Genomic DNA, 16,275 nt, shown 5'->3' on the forward strand with positions numbered 1-16,275 from the left:
TTCCTAATTATAACTAGGAGCCTTAGGATAAATAGTGTCGATTTTTCCATTTTCCTTAACATACCAACGAACTTCAACTCCTGATTTTGTCACTCCTTTCCACTCAGACTTAGTACTAGGAACTTTGCTAGCATTTTTAAATGCATGCTCCAATTCAACTTTTAATCTATCCTGAGTCCAAGTTCTTGGAAACATTGTTGATACACTATCTTTTTCCTTACCAGATTTTTCTAAAAATGGCTTCGCATTTGGATCTTTTAAAGCCCTAGGATTTGGAATAGAAACTTTAGCCTCATAAACACCGTTTGCATATTCTTTAATTACTTTTTCCACTTTTACATTTCCGAGTGTGGTGTGTCCTCCTTTAAAGAAACTACCTTTTGGCTCACCATTAATAATATGTTTTTCTAACACTTTATCAGAAATTGGTAATTTAATATTTTTCGCCAACTCATTAGCTTCTCTATTTAAATTCTGTTCATTTAAATAAAAGTCTTTTTGGCGATTAGAAATCCTTTCATTTAATCCTTTATTTCGATTTACTCCTAGATTTGTATTATCCCTTGAATAATCCACATCTGGTGAACGAACCCACTTACCCCCAATCCATTTCATAGTTTTTCCAGCCACAGAGACCGTTGCAGCACCGGTTGTTAAACCAAAGAAGACCTCTCCCACATCTTGAGGATTTCCATCTGTCATCTCACGTAGCGCTTTCTCAACAGAATGCGCAGGGATATCTTGCTCAATCCATTCTTTTGGTAGACGAACAAGTTTCTCACCTATGCGCAAGGTATCATCTAATACCTCACCGAAAGATGTATTATCAATATAATCTTTCGCTGATTTTAAACTTTCCTTCGTTTTTTGTGGCCCTGAATTTGTTAAGCCATACCAAATTGAACGAAAATAGGCATCATCTGGATAATAATTTCTTGCTAGGGACTCAAAATCCTTACCTTCTGATACATGAGCCAAATAAGCATTAAGTTGTTCTTTAAAATGCTTATTCGCTTCCTGTGAATAGGCTAGATAACAATCTGAATTACCTGCACATTGTTGCTCTGCGCTGCGTTTTGCTGCGAGAAGCTCCCGCTCAAGGGATTGACGATATTCATCCAGTTCTTGATTCCGTTTTTTACTAAGCTCATTAGTTTCCTCGACCACTCTCATTTCGCAATCAGAATCACCTTTACAAGCTTTATATTTTCTTTCTGCTTCAACTAAATCAGATGGTTTTAAATAATTATTCTCCACCGCATCTTTCGCTGTCTTAGCTGCAATAATCGCCCCATCAGAGCTATCTGATAAACTACCACCAGCAATACCCGCTGCCACTTGGCTTAAAGACGATACAGTACGTTTTTCTTCTTCGCTAAGCTTTTCAGGTGATTTATCATAAAGTGTCGAGGAAAGAAAATGAGCTGCCGCCTCTCCACCTGCTGCACCTGCCGCACCCGCAGCAACATTACGATTGCCCGCATAAGCCTCTACCGCGCCCCAAAGTGCATGAGCAGTCAAATTGAGAGCCGTATTCACATTGCCTTTTGCATCTGTTGTCGCTTTCTTAATTTGATTATTCACCGCAGGTGATAATCCTGAAGCCACCACTTCCGCTGCCGGTCTGCCGGCTAAAGCTGTGCTGATAACATTTAATGCCGAATCAATGACAAGACGTTGACTTCCACCCGTTTCCCATTCTTTGGCTTCGCGACTCGCTGTCTCAAAATTATCTCGTGCTTGTTTGGCTAAAGCTTGGTTCGTTTCGTTGTTGTTTTCTGCCTTGGCTTTTTCTGCTTCTTCTAAGGCAATTGCGGCTGCATTACGCTTCGCCTTCGCTTCTTCGCCAAATTTATTAGCAAGCAAACTTCCAGCTTCCACGACATTTGGTCCAAATTTCTCTGTCACCTCACGTTGGAAATCAAGTTCTTTTTGAACATCATCTTTATTAAAACGATTCTCTAATTTACCACTTTGGCTTTGTGCACTCTCTGTAGTGATATCTGTTTTTATCGCAGCAATTTCTTCTTGTACCGTTTTGCCTGTACGTTTTAATTGCTCTGCTTCATCTTTAATAATGATATTTTGTGTATTAATACCACTTTTTGTTGTGCTAGATTGGCTATCTTAATCTTTACTATACACCAATGCAGGGTTTAGGTTTAATAGTAATATTCGCATTTTCGGTAAGGGCGAAGTCAATGGCCATCGCCGTTTAGGTGTCTTACTCGCTCGTGATATTTCTGTGGAAAAAGCATTAGAAAAAGTAGAGCGCGCTTACGCGAAGTTGGATTTGAAATTATAAATAAAGTTTACTTAGCATAAGTATCGTTGAAAATACAAAAGTGCGGTCAATTTTGAGAGATTTTAAAACGCTTTGAAAATTGACCGCACTTTATACTTCAGTATTTTAAATTATAGTTTATTTAAATACCAAACAGCCTACAAGCTACTAAAGGAGCTAACAGCAAAAATTAAACACTGACTCTCAGTTTTTAGATATAAGAATTGATAATCACTATTAATAGTGATTATCTAGAAAAATCATATAAGTTAAATGACAATACACCAATAACACACTTCATAGATACACTTCCAAACCTCACAATAAATTTGAACAATATAAATACGAACAGAGAATAACCTATAAATAAATCATTCTTGATATATTTCTAATGTTTTTTATCTTTGGTTCTCTTATGAAATTTTATTGCAAAATCAAGAAAACTAAGAGGTAAATACATAGCCAGTGTCGGACTCAATGCCTCTTTAAATGCATCTGAATTCCAATATACTTCATTAAATTTAAAATATATAAATAGAGAAAAAATTATATCTCTAGATATAAATAATAAATATAAAAAAGAAAATAACACTAGATTGCTAAACCATGAATTTTTCCTAAGCTTATTTAGCATATTTTTCCTCGAGAAATCTGTAGTATTGTTTCAGTTTTTCTGCATCACCTAAATATTCACTTGTAATAGCTGAACCAGTGGGAACAACCATTTTATTTATCGAAGGCGATATATTTACTTTCGACAATCCATTAGATACTGCAGCTGAACCTAAGGTTCCAGTAACAGCACTGATTGCATTCCAACCATAATCCTCTGGTTTTGTTGTGGCCATAACATTAAGCCCTATATTAATTGCGGTTTGTTGGCCTAGAGATTTGTTTCTATTGAACAATGTAGATAATTCTGCTTTTAATAAGTCATCCCCACTAAATTCTTTCTTTGATGACAGTTGATATCCTGTATTTATAACTCCAGAAACAACTAATTCAGAAAGTAAAGGATATTTCTCTGCAACCATGCCTACTCTAGGCAATACTTTTGAGGTGCCTTGAACAATTAATCCTTCAGCTGAAGATATTGCTTGCGCTCCCCTCAGGGCAAAAGGAGCAATGAAAGCTTCAGGGTATACCGATTCGAGAGGAATTTCTCGGTTAAAGTATTTATAACCACCTGTGAGATCAGTAAGATCAACCAAATTCTTGTACTTTGAAAGCCCTTCTCCAAACTCATACGCATTGCTTTTTTCCATTCTAACTGCTAATGTTGATTCATCCACTGCATCAATAAATTCTTTCCGTAAATTCTCATCAGATTTTAATTTTTTTAAAACTTTAGGATTCTTAGCCATGTCATTTAAATTATTAAGTGACTCATCACCTAAAAGTGCAACACTTGGTTCTTTTTTACTATCGGAATAACCTTGCTCTATACGCTGCCTTAACCATAATTCATTGCGCCCATCAAACATCGGTTTATAAAATTCTTGTACAGCATAGTCAACACCATCTCTAGCTTCTTCAGACATTGTTTGACATTTAGAAGAACTTCCGCCTAATTTACAAGCTGCCACTAAATCAGCATGTTTTTCAGAGTCAAGTTTTGCATATTTTTTATTAATATCCATTTGACACTGTTTATTTCCTTGGCAATTTTGAAGGTCTTTGCGATAATTATCCCAATCATCCTTAGAAAGATAATTATTCTCCACTGCATTCTTAGCCGTAGTTAGTCCTACGCCAATTCCTTGACTACTATTTGCTGCCGCTCCCCCCACTAAAGCACCGGCTGCTTGACTAACAGAAGATACGACTTCTTTTTCTTCTCGATTAAGTTGGTTCGGCTTTTTACCATAAAGCTCTTTTGCAATTACATCAGCCATCACCTCACTCGCTAAAGCACCACCAGCTCCCGCAGCTGCATTTTGATTTGCGGAGTAAGCTTCCACGGCACCCCAAACTGCATGGGCAACCTTATTAGCCATAGGGCTACCCTCAGTGGCTAGCTTAATTTGATGATTTATTTCTGGCGAAATTGCGGAGGTAGCAATACCCGCTGCTGGCAAACCACCCAATGCTGCAGAAATAGCATTCATGGCACCATCAATTTTTCGCTTATATTCTCCTCCAGTTTGCCACTTGTCCGCTTCATTATTAGCCGTTATCAGATTTTGATTTGCGGTATTTAATGCAGCTTCATTTTCTTTGCTTGGGTTAGCTTTATACGCACGGTCAGCAACTTCTTGAGCAGCTTGTGCTTCACGTTGTTTAGCAACAGCTTCTTCACCTAATTTATTTGCAATTGCATTCCCAGCTGCACTCGCTGTTTGAACAAACCCTTTTGTTGCCTCGACTTGTACATTAAGCTCTTTTTGTAAGGTATTCTTATCAAAACGATTTTCTAATTTACCACTTTGACTTTCAGCATTATCAGTATTGATATCGGTTTTAATTGCTGCAAGGGTCTCGGTGATGGATTTCCCTGTACGTGCTTGTTGTGCGTTTTCATTGCGGATTTCAATATTTTGAGTATTGATACCGCTTTTTATTGTGCTAGATTGGCTATCGGAACCTTTACTATACACCAATGCTGGCTTTAGGTTTAATAGTAATATTCGTATTTTCTGCAAAGGCGAAGTGAATGGCCATCGCCGTTTAGGTGTGTTACTTGCCCGTGATATTTCCGTAGAAAAAGCATTGAAAAAAGTAGAACGTGCTTACGCTAAATTGAATGTGAAATTATAAGGTTTACCTAATATAAGCATCGTTGAAAATACAAAAGTGCGGTCAATTTTTGAGAAGCTTTAAAACTCTTTGAAAATTGACCGCACTTTATATCTAGATATTTTAAATTATATACCTTTTCAGATAGCTAAAAATTTAAAAGCCACTAAAAACCTAACGTTAGAAAACTTAATCTTTTGGATATATTACTGAAATACATATCCATTAAAATTCAATGATCTATTTTTTCCCTACCTAAGATTCCTAATATAACAATAAAAAGTATATATAAATAAAATTTTTTTATAAAAGAGAAGAAATCCTGTACTCCTCCATATTCTATATATTCAAATAAATAAAAAATCGATGTAGCTAAAAAAGAAACTATAGCTACTTTTATTAGTGTAATAATAAATTTCATTATTCTCCTTTAGAAGGCTTATCTCTATTTATGCTTTCTTTATTATAATCAACAGCATTATTAACTGATGAAGATATAAATTTGGTCATTGTATCACTCAAGCCAAGTTTTTTACCTAACCCCTCAATGCTCATTGATATGCTATTAGATTTACCAGAATCATAAAAAGCATCGTTAGCACCTTTACCATCTTTAACAATCCCTTTCAATGTATCAAGTCCTAAAGATTGCAATGGGTTTGCCGTATAAAAAGCGGAATCACAAGCTGCATTTACACCAACATTATATACAGAGCCCAAAACATCTGCTGGATTAGATAAACTTTTCGAGCCATCCATATAATAAAACGACTCACCTGCGACCCCTGCACCAGTACTGACACCAAGTGCTGTCTTATATGGTTTAGGCATTGAAGCTATAGCTTTCCCAGTATCAACAACCAACTCAGCTGGTCGATAAGAATAATAAATCCCTTGACTCACTAATTCCCGAGTTCCTTCAATACCTTCTCGTGCCGCTATTTTAGCTGTATTAACTCCTTTCGCAATAGCATCCGCATACGCAAGCTGTCCGTTGATATAGGCATTTGCTGCTTCTGTTGAAGCGGTATTTGATGAGAGTTGTAACTGACCATCTTCTCCTTTCACATGGAAAAGTGCTTTACGAGCAAGTGTTGTTTCACTACGTTGGAAACCAGATAACGCTATATTTTCTGGTAAACTTCATTCGTGAGCTTGCCTCGGGATTTTGCTAACCCCAGAACTATAATAGATTGTAATGGCACAAGCGTGGACGCTTGCGCCATCAGAGGGGCGCTATCAAGGTGATATTCTTAAAGCACCTTTCATCTTCTTTTTAAATTATCTGAAATAAATATAGATAAAAAGAGTAAAGGAAATCCCTTACTAAACACATTAAAGAAAAATAAAACAATGTCTTTTATTTCACTTAAAGATATTTCTCCCCAATTTAATATATAGGATATAAGAATTAAAAATAACGAAAACCCAATAAAGCAAACTAAGGATGCAAAAAATGTAAAAATCAAGTACTGGAATAACCTACTTAGCATCATTCCCACCTTTTAACCAGCTATTTATTTTGGGCTCATTCTTCTCCAACTTATTATTTATATATTCACTAGACAATGAATCTCCAATAGTTCCTATTTTAGTAGGAATATATTTATATTCTTCATTTAAAAGATTATAAAATTTTTGATTTCTATATAATGGTTCATAATAATCTTTATTTCTACTAACATTACCAACCAGTACTCTAAATCCTAATTTTTCGATTCCTTTCCCTATACCTCCACCGACTAATGTTGCTATACCGGATGAAGCGGCTTTATAACCAGCATGTTTAACTGGCTCATCATTTTCTTCAAAATATCCCTGAACACCTCCGCTAACAGAGTTAATAGCTAATGTTGTTCCAAATTTTGTTCCTCCCGCAACAAAACCAGTTCCTGCACTCCATGCCAGATCGCTCATCGAAGTCTCTTTCCCACTTAATGAATTTCCAAGATAAGTAAATCCCATACTTGTACCCGAATTCACCACCTTTTCAGTCAAAATAGGGTGTGCTTTAGCAAAATCCCCAACTTTCGCTGTTGCAGAAACCACTTTGTTTGGTAAGTTCAATGTATTAACAGTTGCTGGCAATTTGCTTAATGCATTTGAAAGTACACCAACGCCATAAATCATCGAGGCTGACTCCAGCCCATCCTTAACTGAATAAGCTATTTTCCCATTCGCTGAATTTTTATAATTCTCAGGAGCATCAAGTTCGTTCTTGACAGTATAATACATCTCTTCATCACGAGAATGTTTTTCAGAACGCCATCCTAGCCAGTTCTTACTCTCTTCTGGCAAAGTATTCACTGCTTGCGATCTTTGCGCATCCGTACCTGCAAAAGGGAAATGACCATAATCTCGTTTTGGTACAGGATCGTTTATTAAATATTCTGATTCAAAACGATTTTGAGCATTAACCAGTGATGTTGGTGATGCCAATTTATAACCTGATGCGGTATTCCCCGTAACAGTTTCTATATAATAACGATCTACATAGCTTAAAAATGCCTCTCTTTCCTTGCTATTTAAGGAATTTGGATCTTTTCTAAATTTATCCAAGAGAATATCACTACGCTGATCTGATTCAATTAAATCTCTAAACTCCAATTTTTCTTTGTTTGTTAATTTTTCTCCACGATGATATTTTGTTTTTAACGCATTTAATCTCGCTCTTGATGCATCACTCAAGAAATTATTCTCCACCGCATTCTTAGCTGTAGTTAGTCCTACACCAATTCCTTGACTACTATTTGCTGCCACTCCACCCACTAAAGCACCGGCTGCTTGACTAACAGAAGATACGACTTCTTTTTCTTCTCGATTAAGTTGGCTCGGCTTTTTACCATAAAGCTCTTTTGCAATTACATCAGCCATCACCTCACTCGCTAAAGCACCACCAGCTCCCGCTGCAGCATTTTGATTTGCGGAGTAAGCTTCCACCGCACCCCAAACTGCATGGGCAACCTTATTAGCCATAGGGCTACCCTCAGTGGCTAGCTTAATTTGATGATTTATTTCTGGCGAAAGTGCGGAGGTAGCAATACCCGCTGCTGGCAAACCACCCAATGCTGCAGAAATGGCATTCATGGCACCATCAATTTTTCGCTTATATTCTCCTCCAGTTTGCCACTTGTCTGCTTCATTATTAGCCGTTATCAGATTTTGATTCGCGGTATTTAATGCGGTTTCATTTTCTTTGCTTGGGTTAGCTTTATACGCACGATCAGCAACTTCTTGAGCAGCTTGTGCTTCACGTTGTTTAGCAACAGCTTCTTCACCTAATTTATTTGCAATTGCATTCCCAGCAGCATTCGCAGTTTGAACAAATCCTTTTGTTGCCTCCACCTGTATATTAAGTTCTTTTTGTAAGGCATTCTTATCAAAACGATTTTCTAATTTACCACTTTGACTTTCTGCATTATCAGTACTGATATCGGTTTTAATTGCTGCAAGTGTCTCAGTGATGGATTGCCCTGTACGTGCTTGTTGTGCGTTTTCATTACGAATTTCAATATTTTGAGTATTGATACCGCTTTTAGTCACGCTATTTTGATTATCACTTTCGCGACCATAACCTACACTACCAGAAATACCATTTTTCTCTTGACCAGTCCATCCGCCATTTGCATCTCCCTTAGCAGATATACCTATTGAAGAACCTTTATAAGATGAGTGGTTTTCAATATCACTATGGCTTAATGTACCAGTACTAAATTGATTTAATCCTAAGCTTTCAGCTTGTTGAGTTGAAGTAATGATCGCACCTTTTAAATCTGTGTGATTTTTTACATTCACATCATAGCCTTCATCACCCGCATAGATCCCAGCTTGTTCATTCACGCTTGCATGTTCAGAATTGATTTTTGATTTACTAAAACCGGCACTAGCTGAAAAGCCATAACCAATTGTGACACTACCTTGCATATTCATCTGTTTACCATGGTAGCTAGATTTATCTTGCAAGCTCTCGATATTGAGGTTTTCCGCATCCAATTCAACACGTTTACCCTTCACTTGACTGCCTGCAAGAGTGACATCACCACCTGCATTAATCACGGTTTTACTTTGACTATCACCTACATGGCTAGCAACATAAGTAGTTTCATCACCATTACCGTAACCTTTACCATAGTTTCCACCTACAGTTAATCCAGCTGAAACACCTTTTCCAATATCAATAGCAACCCCAGCGTTAAATCCACTGGATTTGTTAGTACTACGCTCTTGATGTGTTTGCTCTGCTGCTTTGATATTTACTTGATTATCAGCAATTAAAGTTGTTCCTTGTTTTCCCCATATATCAGATCCAACAACATCAATATTTGATGCTTTACCCGCTCCTGTAGCGATGATATTCACTTTACCGCCAGCATTGACTTGAGACTTAGCAGCAGTATTACCCACAGTATGTGTTCTGGATTCACTTTGTTGTTGACCATAAGTGATTGAAATTTTGAGCCCCGTAGAACCACCAGCGGCTTGCCCTGCACCACTAGCCGCACCAGCTAACTCACCTAGAGCTTGGCCTGCTTGAACCACGTTATATGCGCTATTCGCTGCTGTCATTGCATTTACTCGAGCATGTTTACTTTTCCCTATCATTTCAGCTGATTTAGCGACTCCCTGAATAGCTGAAATCACTGGAGAACTTAAGGAAATAGTAACGCCTTTTTGCTGAAAAGTTTGCTTAGTATTCGTTTCATATTTATTATCTGCTGCTTTAATTTCAGCTTTTTGAGCTAGAATATTTACATCACCTTCTATCGCTTTCACAGTACTCGCTGTTTGTGCGTATGATTGCTCAGCAATCATTGTAGTATTACCCTTGAGGCTACCAACTTGACTACTTTGGGCATAAAGCTTAGTTTGGTCACTTTCCGTGGTTTGTTTTTGGGTACCAAAAGCAACCCCTATACCAGCACCTAGCATCCCTGATTTTTTCTTGCTATAAAAATCATCAGAGTAAACTCGGTTCTCAGCCTCACGAATATCAATATTCTTACCCTTCACCGTCAAGCCATTACCTGCAGCCACATTTGAGCCCTGAATAGTGACATTACCTTTGCTTGAATGAAGATAAATCTTATCTGCATCTAAATTTGAGGCTTCCGCAACATCATAATCGTGTTTATGTCGATAAACTTCTGTCGTTGAGCTTGTTAAACCTCTAGATTTACTTTTGGATGCACTCGACAACTGCTCTTTATAACGTGCTTCTTGAATATTGATATTACCGTCAGAAAGTACATTCATGGTGCCATTACTGGTTACCGAAACACCTCGCATTTCAACCGCACTTTTACCTACAGCATCAAGATTTCCTGTAACATTTAACTGACTGCCAACTTCTTGTTTTTGATCAAGCTTATAGTAATTATCTGCATTTGGTACGTAATGCTCTTTATTTTCAGTTTCTACCGTACCAAAATTCAATGCTTTACCTGCAGAGAAAACCACATTTCCATTCACATCTACATTTGCACCTTTTACAGTAATATTTTCAGTCGCAATAAAGCTAGCACTGCCTTTTTTGTTATCATTGCCAACCTTTACAGATGCTTGTTGTGTTAGTGATTTTTGGTAAAAATCAGGTGTGTTTTCTGTTTCACTCGTGGTACTTTCAATATTAATATGCTTTCCTTGAGCAACTAAATGATCTGTTGCATTTAACTCTCCACCAAGATTATTGAGCATATTTTTAGCTACCAAATAAAGTTCTCGACCCTGTAAGCGACCACCTAAGTTCTCAATATTATTTGCGGCTAAGCCTGTTAGATTACGTCCAGAAATTACGCCACTATTTTGTACATCACCTTTGATATTCATAATGACATCATTGGCAGAAATCACTGCACCTCGACTATCAATATCGGTATTACGTCCAACAACGTAAACCTGTGGCACTAATACTTCTTTCTTAGAACCATCTTTTAAAGTCACTTCACGTTTTACCATCCAAACCATATCAGAAGTTAACTCTTTCATCTGAGAAGATGTCAAAGCAACGCCTGGTACTAAATTCATTTTTTGGGCGTAGTATGCCCCGTTATCCATCAAGGCTTTATATTGGTCATAATCGGAAGAGTAATTTTCTAGAAAACGTCTACCAGTGAGCTGATTAATTTGTTCGTTTACTAAACGTTGTTCATAAAAACCATCGCCCAAACGTTTAAGCATATTTTGTGGATCATTGCGCAACTGTTTGAACATATAATCAGAACTGAGCCATTTAGATTTCTGTGTAAAACGCGGATCTGTTTCAACCAAAAACTGTCCTGATACCTCAGGGTTGATTTTATAAAGGCTTGCCTGTGGCAATGAAATATCTGGTAAATGCGTTTTGATATCAAGGTTATCTTTATTTTTCATCACTCCAGACGTGATTGCTTCTAGATTAACGCGGTGAACATTTAAATCTGTATTTAAAGGTGTTTTCTCCGCTAATGAAATGCCTTGGAAATCTGATTTATCCCCAACAATTATGCCAGTAGACTCCACCGGCTCACCTATTTTTAAAAGTTCCAGCCCAAATTTGAACGGTTCGACAGGTAAGAGGCGGTCAATTTTTTGTTCATCTCCTCCATACACAGCCCAAACTTTTTTACCTCTCGAACCATGATGACGATGTTCTTTTTTAATATCTTTTTTCAAACCGATATCTCGACGATGAATTTCACCATCAACATCAATATTACTCAGTTTTAGTAATCCTTGACTTACTGTACTGACGGGTTCCTTAATCGCCTTATCCGCTAAATATAAGGTGTCACCAATCACAATTCGAGAGTGTTTATTCGTATACTCCCCCCCTTCCAAATGTAAAGATTGCCCGATAAGCAATTTACTGGGATCTTGGTGTTCAATGGTATTAGTATCTGTGGTTCGAATGTAATCTTGTTTCAGCCAATTTCGAGCTGCCACAGCTTTACGTCCATCATTGAAACGAAAATATTGATTGCTATTATGACGACTATTATTAACATGATCTAAATAACCCTCACCTTTTTCTCCTTCATTACTATAATAAGTCGCACTACTATCAAATGGGGAATAAGTAACAAAATGATTTTTAGTATATTTATGTCCTAACCTTAAATGTAAATCGTGGTTTAGCAGACGATTTGTTTTAATCCAACCACTTCCTAAAGCTTCAATGGTTGCACTACCGTTATCAATGCTATTTGCATAACCAGTTGCTTGATTATTGTCATTTAACTGTCCACCAATATAGATATTACCTAAACTCATAATAAGTGAATGGTTACGGTTTACTAAATTACTGACACCTAAATCAAGTCTCTCGCGAGCAGCGATAGTCGCTGCTGTTCCGTCAGTGTTCTCAAGATTATTTAAATTATTTGCTTGAATGGCAAGATGACTACCATAAATACGTGCAGTACCGATATTATTGACATCATTGGCTTTAATCACTGTGGTGTCACCATCTATTAAACCAAAGTTATCCAGTTTATTGGCTTGAATGCGAGTGTTTATCGAGGAAATTTCTGCATTAGCATTATTTTGAATAGTAGATCCTTCAACTGATGCTGAATTACCTACCACAAGGTTGGAATTATTAACAAAATCACCTTTTGTTTTAAAAGTAAGATTATTGCCTACACCAAAGGCTTTATTTAGGGTAAAGCTATCATTTAACTCAATACCCAAATCTCCTTTTGTTCTAATCGAACCTTCATCCGCTAATGTTTTGGCTTGTAATGTTGTGCCAATCACCGATTCAATTTTTCCTAGTGCATTATTTACAACCAAGGTTAAATCTGGATTTACAATATCAACTCGACCAGCCGATAAAATCTCACCTTGTTGGTTATCAAGAGATTGATTAACTGTAATATTTGCTGATTTTCGCAACATTAACACTGGAATGGGCTACATCAATCTTTCCATTTTTTAATTTGGCAATAGACTTAGCTATCGCCAATCCCGCACCACTTAGCACCACTCCTCCAGTTGAAACACCTTTCATTTGGCCTTGGCGGTAACCTTGCATTTCACCCGCGAGTTTTGGATTTTCTTGAAGAGCACGCGCATAAGCCTCATCCCAATCTTTCAACGAGACCACAACATTATTATAGGTTTTCTCTGGGTTTGAGATAGCTTCCCATAAAGAGACAACGGTATCATCTAAATTAACAACAGCATTCGCTGTTTCTTTAACACTATCAAGTTGCCCTTGAGCTTCTGCAATCTCTAGACCTTCTTGATATTCTTTAGCTTTATCTTCATCTCCATTGAATAAAACCTTGGCATACATTTCAATGTTTTGCTTACGCTCATCACTAGGATGAACGTCATCAGCCATGCTGTTATTCTCCACTGAATCTTTCGCTGTTTTAGCTGCAATAATTGCCCCATCAGAGCTATCCGATAAAGTACCACCAGCAATACCTGCTGCTACTTGGCTTAAAGACGATACCGTACGTTTTTCTTCTTCGCTAAGCTTTTCAGGTGATTTATTGTAAAGTGTCGAGGCAAGGAAATGAGCCGCCGTCTCACCACCAGCTGCACCCGCAGCACCAGCAGCAACATTACGGTTGCCTGCATAAGCCTCTACCGCGCCCCAAAGTGCATGAGCTGTCAAATTGAGCGCGGTATTCACATTGCCTTTTGCATCTGTTGTCGCTTTCTTAATTTGATTATTCACCGCAGGTGATAATCCTGAAGCCACCACTTCCGCTGCCGGTCTGCCAGCTAAAGCGGTACTGATAACATTTAATGCCGAATCAATGATAAGGCGTTTACTTCCACCCGTTTCCCATTCTTTAGCTTCGCGACTCGCTGTCTCAAAATTATCTCGTGCTTGTTTTACTAAAGTGCGGTTAGTTTCGTTGTTGTTTTCTGCCTTGGCTTTTTCTGCTTCTTCTAACGCAATTGCGGCTTCATGACGCTTCGCTTTCGCTTCTTCGCCAAATTTATTAGCAAGCAAACTTCCTGCTTCCGCGACATTTGGTCCAAATTTCTCTGTCACCTCACGTTGGAAATCAAGTTCTTTTTGAACATCATCTTTATTAAAACGGTTCTCTAATTTGCCACTTTTTGTCGTGCTAGATTGGCTATTGGAATCTTTACTATACACCAATGCAAGGTTTAGGTTTAATAGTAATATTCACCTTTTCGGCAAAGGCGAAGTCAATGCCCATCGCCGTTTAGGTGTCTTACTCGCTCGTGATATTTCCGTAGAAAAAGCATTAGAAAAAGTAGAACGTGCTTACGCGAAGTTGGATGTGAAATTATAAGGTTTTCTTAATATAAGCATCTTTGAAAATACAAAAGTGCGGTCAATTTTTGAGAGGTTTTAAAACTCTTTGAAAATTGACTGCACTTTGTATCTAAAGATTTTAAATTATATGCTTTTCAAATGTTGAAAGGCATATAAATCTATCGCCCCAAAGCAATATATTTTGGGAAGATATTTCAATGCTCTTGTAACTTATTCCCAAGGGTTAGCATACGGTTTGCAGTGTTTTTTTTCGCCATTGAACACAAAGAGGTTTATCCCACATTATTGTATTTCCACAGACAGGTCCGCCCTCTAAGCACCATTCTTTTTTTCGAAGCAAAGATTTACTTTCAGATCATCACTTTCACCAATGACAAAATCCATACCACAATCTTCCATATCTTTTTTTCTTCTTACTAAGATATTTATATGCGGCTTTAGGATCTGAGCTTAAAAATAGCATATTCTCATTATATAAACTCCAACCCAAATAAGGTGGCGCAGATTTAAATCAAACTAGTTATAAGAGCTACTATTTAAAAAATAAAATTTGTATAAGACAAACAATAATCCCTATAACAATACCTATTTTTATAGAAGGATTTCTAAGAAAATAAAAACCTTTTTCCTTTGTTGTATTTTTAAATAAATATTCATCATCAGAATGGATATATGTATCCTCTAAAGAGTTATATGTCTCCCCTTCATCTCCTCTAACTCTAGTACCATCATTTAACTTTTCAGCAATAGAAATTAGCTTTTCTATATGCTTATCATCCGTGGTATTAATGTAATATTCACCTTCAATACCTTCAGTATAAAAAATAGTAAAAGAAGGATCATCTTTATCATAATAAAACTCTAAAGCTCCATTTTTATTTATCTCTTCCTTCATGTTGAATTCTTTAAATAAAAACTCTCTAAACTTTTCTTTATTCATGATTAGTTTATAAGAAATATCTTTCTTATCCGTATTAACTAAAGAAACATGATAAGCCATCATTTATCCTCTTTTTTACTGTTATTACTATTTATAATCCCCAAGGCTTAGCATCAGGCTTGCTGTGTTTTTTTCGCCATTGGATACATGGAGGTCTATCCCACATTAGTGTATTTTCACAAACAGGTCCACCTTCTAAATACCAGCCTTTTTTCTCTAAACAAAGATTGACCTCTGGATTATCACTTTCTCCTGCCGCCCAATCTATAATACCGCAATCAGTCATATCTTTTTTTCTTCTGTCAACATATTTAGTTAAAACATCAGGATCTGATTCAGGGAATAATGCATCCGCATTATGCAAACGCCAATGATAGTATGGCGGTAGAGGTTGAAACCATCCACTACAGCTTGTAAGCAATAAGATTGAGGGTATTAAGAATAAAAATCTTATTTTCATTTTATTTCTCCTTCGCTTTATTTAATTCAAAAATAGTTCTTTCATTACCCATTTTAAGATCTCCTCCAGTTCTATATCCGTCAGTAATACATTGTCGTTGTCCTAAGCCATGGCAATTATGTACGGATAAACGTTCATCACTAAACATATCTGCTGTTCGCTGTAACCAGCTTTTATTCAGATTATTTTTAAAATTAAAAAAACCAAAATTTTTGACCGCACTCTATTTAAATAATAAATTCAATGCGTTATAAGTTACACTTTCCATTATCCCACTTAGGATCTTGATAGCCACATTCAGCGGGAGAAAGATATATATACCCCTTAGTATTCATACATTCATCAAGATTTTTATATCTTTTGTCATTTATTTGATAGTTTTGCGGATAGTAGTGTAGATTTATATCACCATACTTTCCTCCACAAGAAACAAGATCTTTCCATCGTTGTTTTGAGTTTGTATGTCCTAGTAGTTCTTTTTTTTGATACCCTGCAATTAATGGATATTCTTTCCCCTTATCAACACAATTAACCATTTGTGGAGTATAAAAACATCCGTTTGAATACCAACATCCGTTTAATATAAAACAAAGAATAAATAAGGTGTATTTCAT

The 16,275-nt window shown here is 36.8% G+C and carries 8 protein-coding genes and 4 pseudogenes; 3 read left to right on the forward strand and 9 right to left on the reverse strand.

Annotated elements, in window-relative coordinates:
- Nucleotides 1-3 precede the first annotated feature (3 nt).
- Complete coding sequence (locus tag INP95_RS09905; protein WP_197560818.1) at nt 4-1,908, reverse strand: VENN motif pre-toxin domain-containing protein; 1,905 nt, start codon at nt 1,906-1,908, stop codon at nt 4-6.
- A 256-nt stretch (nt 1,909-2,164) separates the two neighbouring features.
- Here INP95_RS09905 and purT (INP95_RS09845) point away from each other — a divergent pair.
- A pseudogene (gene purT, locus INP95_RS09845) lies at nt 2,165-2,305 on the forward strand (phosphoribosylglycinamide formyltransferase 2); the annotation flags it as partial.
- A 602-nt stretch (nt 2,306-2,907) separates the two neighbouring features.
- Here the strand turns inward: purT (INP95_RS09845) and INP95_RS02365 are convergent.
- Complete coding sequence (locus INP95_RS02365; RefSeq protein WP_197560819.1) at nt 2,908-4,881, reverse strand: VENN motif pre-toxin domain-containing protein; 1,974 nt, start codon at nt 4,879-4,881, stop codon at nt 2,908-2,910.
- 19 nt (nt 4,882-4,900) lie between these two features.
- Between INP95_RS02365 and purT (INP95_RS02370) the strand changes: the two are divergent.
- Nucleotides 4,901-5,041 (forward strand): annotated as a pseudogene (gene purT, locus INP95_RS02370) (phosphoribosylglycinamide formyltransferase 2); the annotation flags it as partial.
- 211 nt (nt 5,042-5,252) lie between these two features.
- Here purT (INP95_RS02370) and INP95_RS02375 read toward each other — a convergent pair.
- The 4 genes and pseudogenes from INP95_RS02375 to INP95_RS02390 all read right to left on the reverse strand — a co-directional run bounded on the left by INP95_RS02375 (nt 5,253) and on the right by INP95_RS02390 (nt 14,117).
- Entirely contained in the window at nt 5,253-5,441 is a 189-nt protein-coding gene (locus tag INP95_RS02375) for a hypothetical protein (protein ID WP_049368180.1), read from the reverse strand.
- The gene (locus tag INP95_RS02380; protein ID WP_197560820.1) at nt 5,441-6,088 is read right to left on the reverse strand and encodes a hypothetical protein; all 648 of its coding nucleotides are present in this window, start codon (nt 6,086-6,088) and stop codon (nt 5,441-5,443) included. The genes INP95_RS02375 and INP95_RS02380 overlap by 1 nt, the downstream gene beginning before the upstream one ends.
- Before the next feature lie 414 nt (nt 6,089-6,502).
- Nucleotides 6,503-12,886, reverse strand: a pseudogene (locus tag INP95_RS02385) (hemagglutinin repeat-containing protein); the annotation flags it as partial.
- Nucleotides 12,864-14,117, reverse strand: a complete 1,254-nt coding sequence (locus INP95_RS02390) for a VENN motif pre-toxin domain-containing protein (protein ID WP_070775824.1) — start codon at nt 14,115-14,117, stop codon at nt 12,864-12,866. The pseudogene INP95_RS02385 and the gene INP95_RS02390, both read right to left, overlap by 23 nt.
- Here INP95_RS02390 and INP95_RS09925 point away from each other — a divergent pair.
- Nucleotides 14,062-14,277, forward strand: a pseudogene (locus tag INP95_RS09925) (hypothetical protein); the annotation flags it as partial. The gene INP95_RS02390 and the pseudogene INP95_RS09925 sit on opposite strands and share 56 nt — an antisense overlap.
- 516 nt (nt 14,278-14,793) lie before the next feature.
- Here INP95_RS09925 and INP95_RS02400 read toward each other — a convergent pair.
- From INP95_RS02400 to INP95_RS02410, 3 genes are all read right to left on the reverse strand, one after another.
- Nucleotides 14,794-15,264: a hypothetical protein gene (locus INP95_RS02400; RefSeq protein WP_197560822.1), complete on the reverse strand. Its 471-nt coding sequence runs from the start codon at nt 15,262-15,264 to the stop codon at nt 14,794-14,796.
- A 28-nt stretch (nt 15,265-15,292) separates the two neighbouring features.
- Complete coding sequence (locus INP95_RS02405) at nt 15,293-15,661, reverse strand: hypothetical protein (RefSeq protein ID WP_197560823.1); 369 nt, start codon at nt 15,659-15,661, stop codon at nt 15,293-15,295.
- A gap of 248 nt (nt 15,662-15,909) precedes the next feature.
- Complete coding sequence (locus INP95_RS02410; protein ID WP_032827297.1) at nt 15,910-16,275, reverse strand: hypothetical protein; 366 nt, start codon at nt 16,273-16,275, stop codon at nt 15,910-15,912.

Origin of the sequence: Haemophilus parainfluenzae (assembly GCF_014931375.1) — a bacterium.
Lineage (GTDB): Bacteria > Pseudomonadota > Gammaproteobacteria > Enterobacterales > Pasteurellaceae > Haemophilus_D.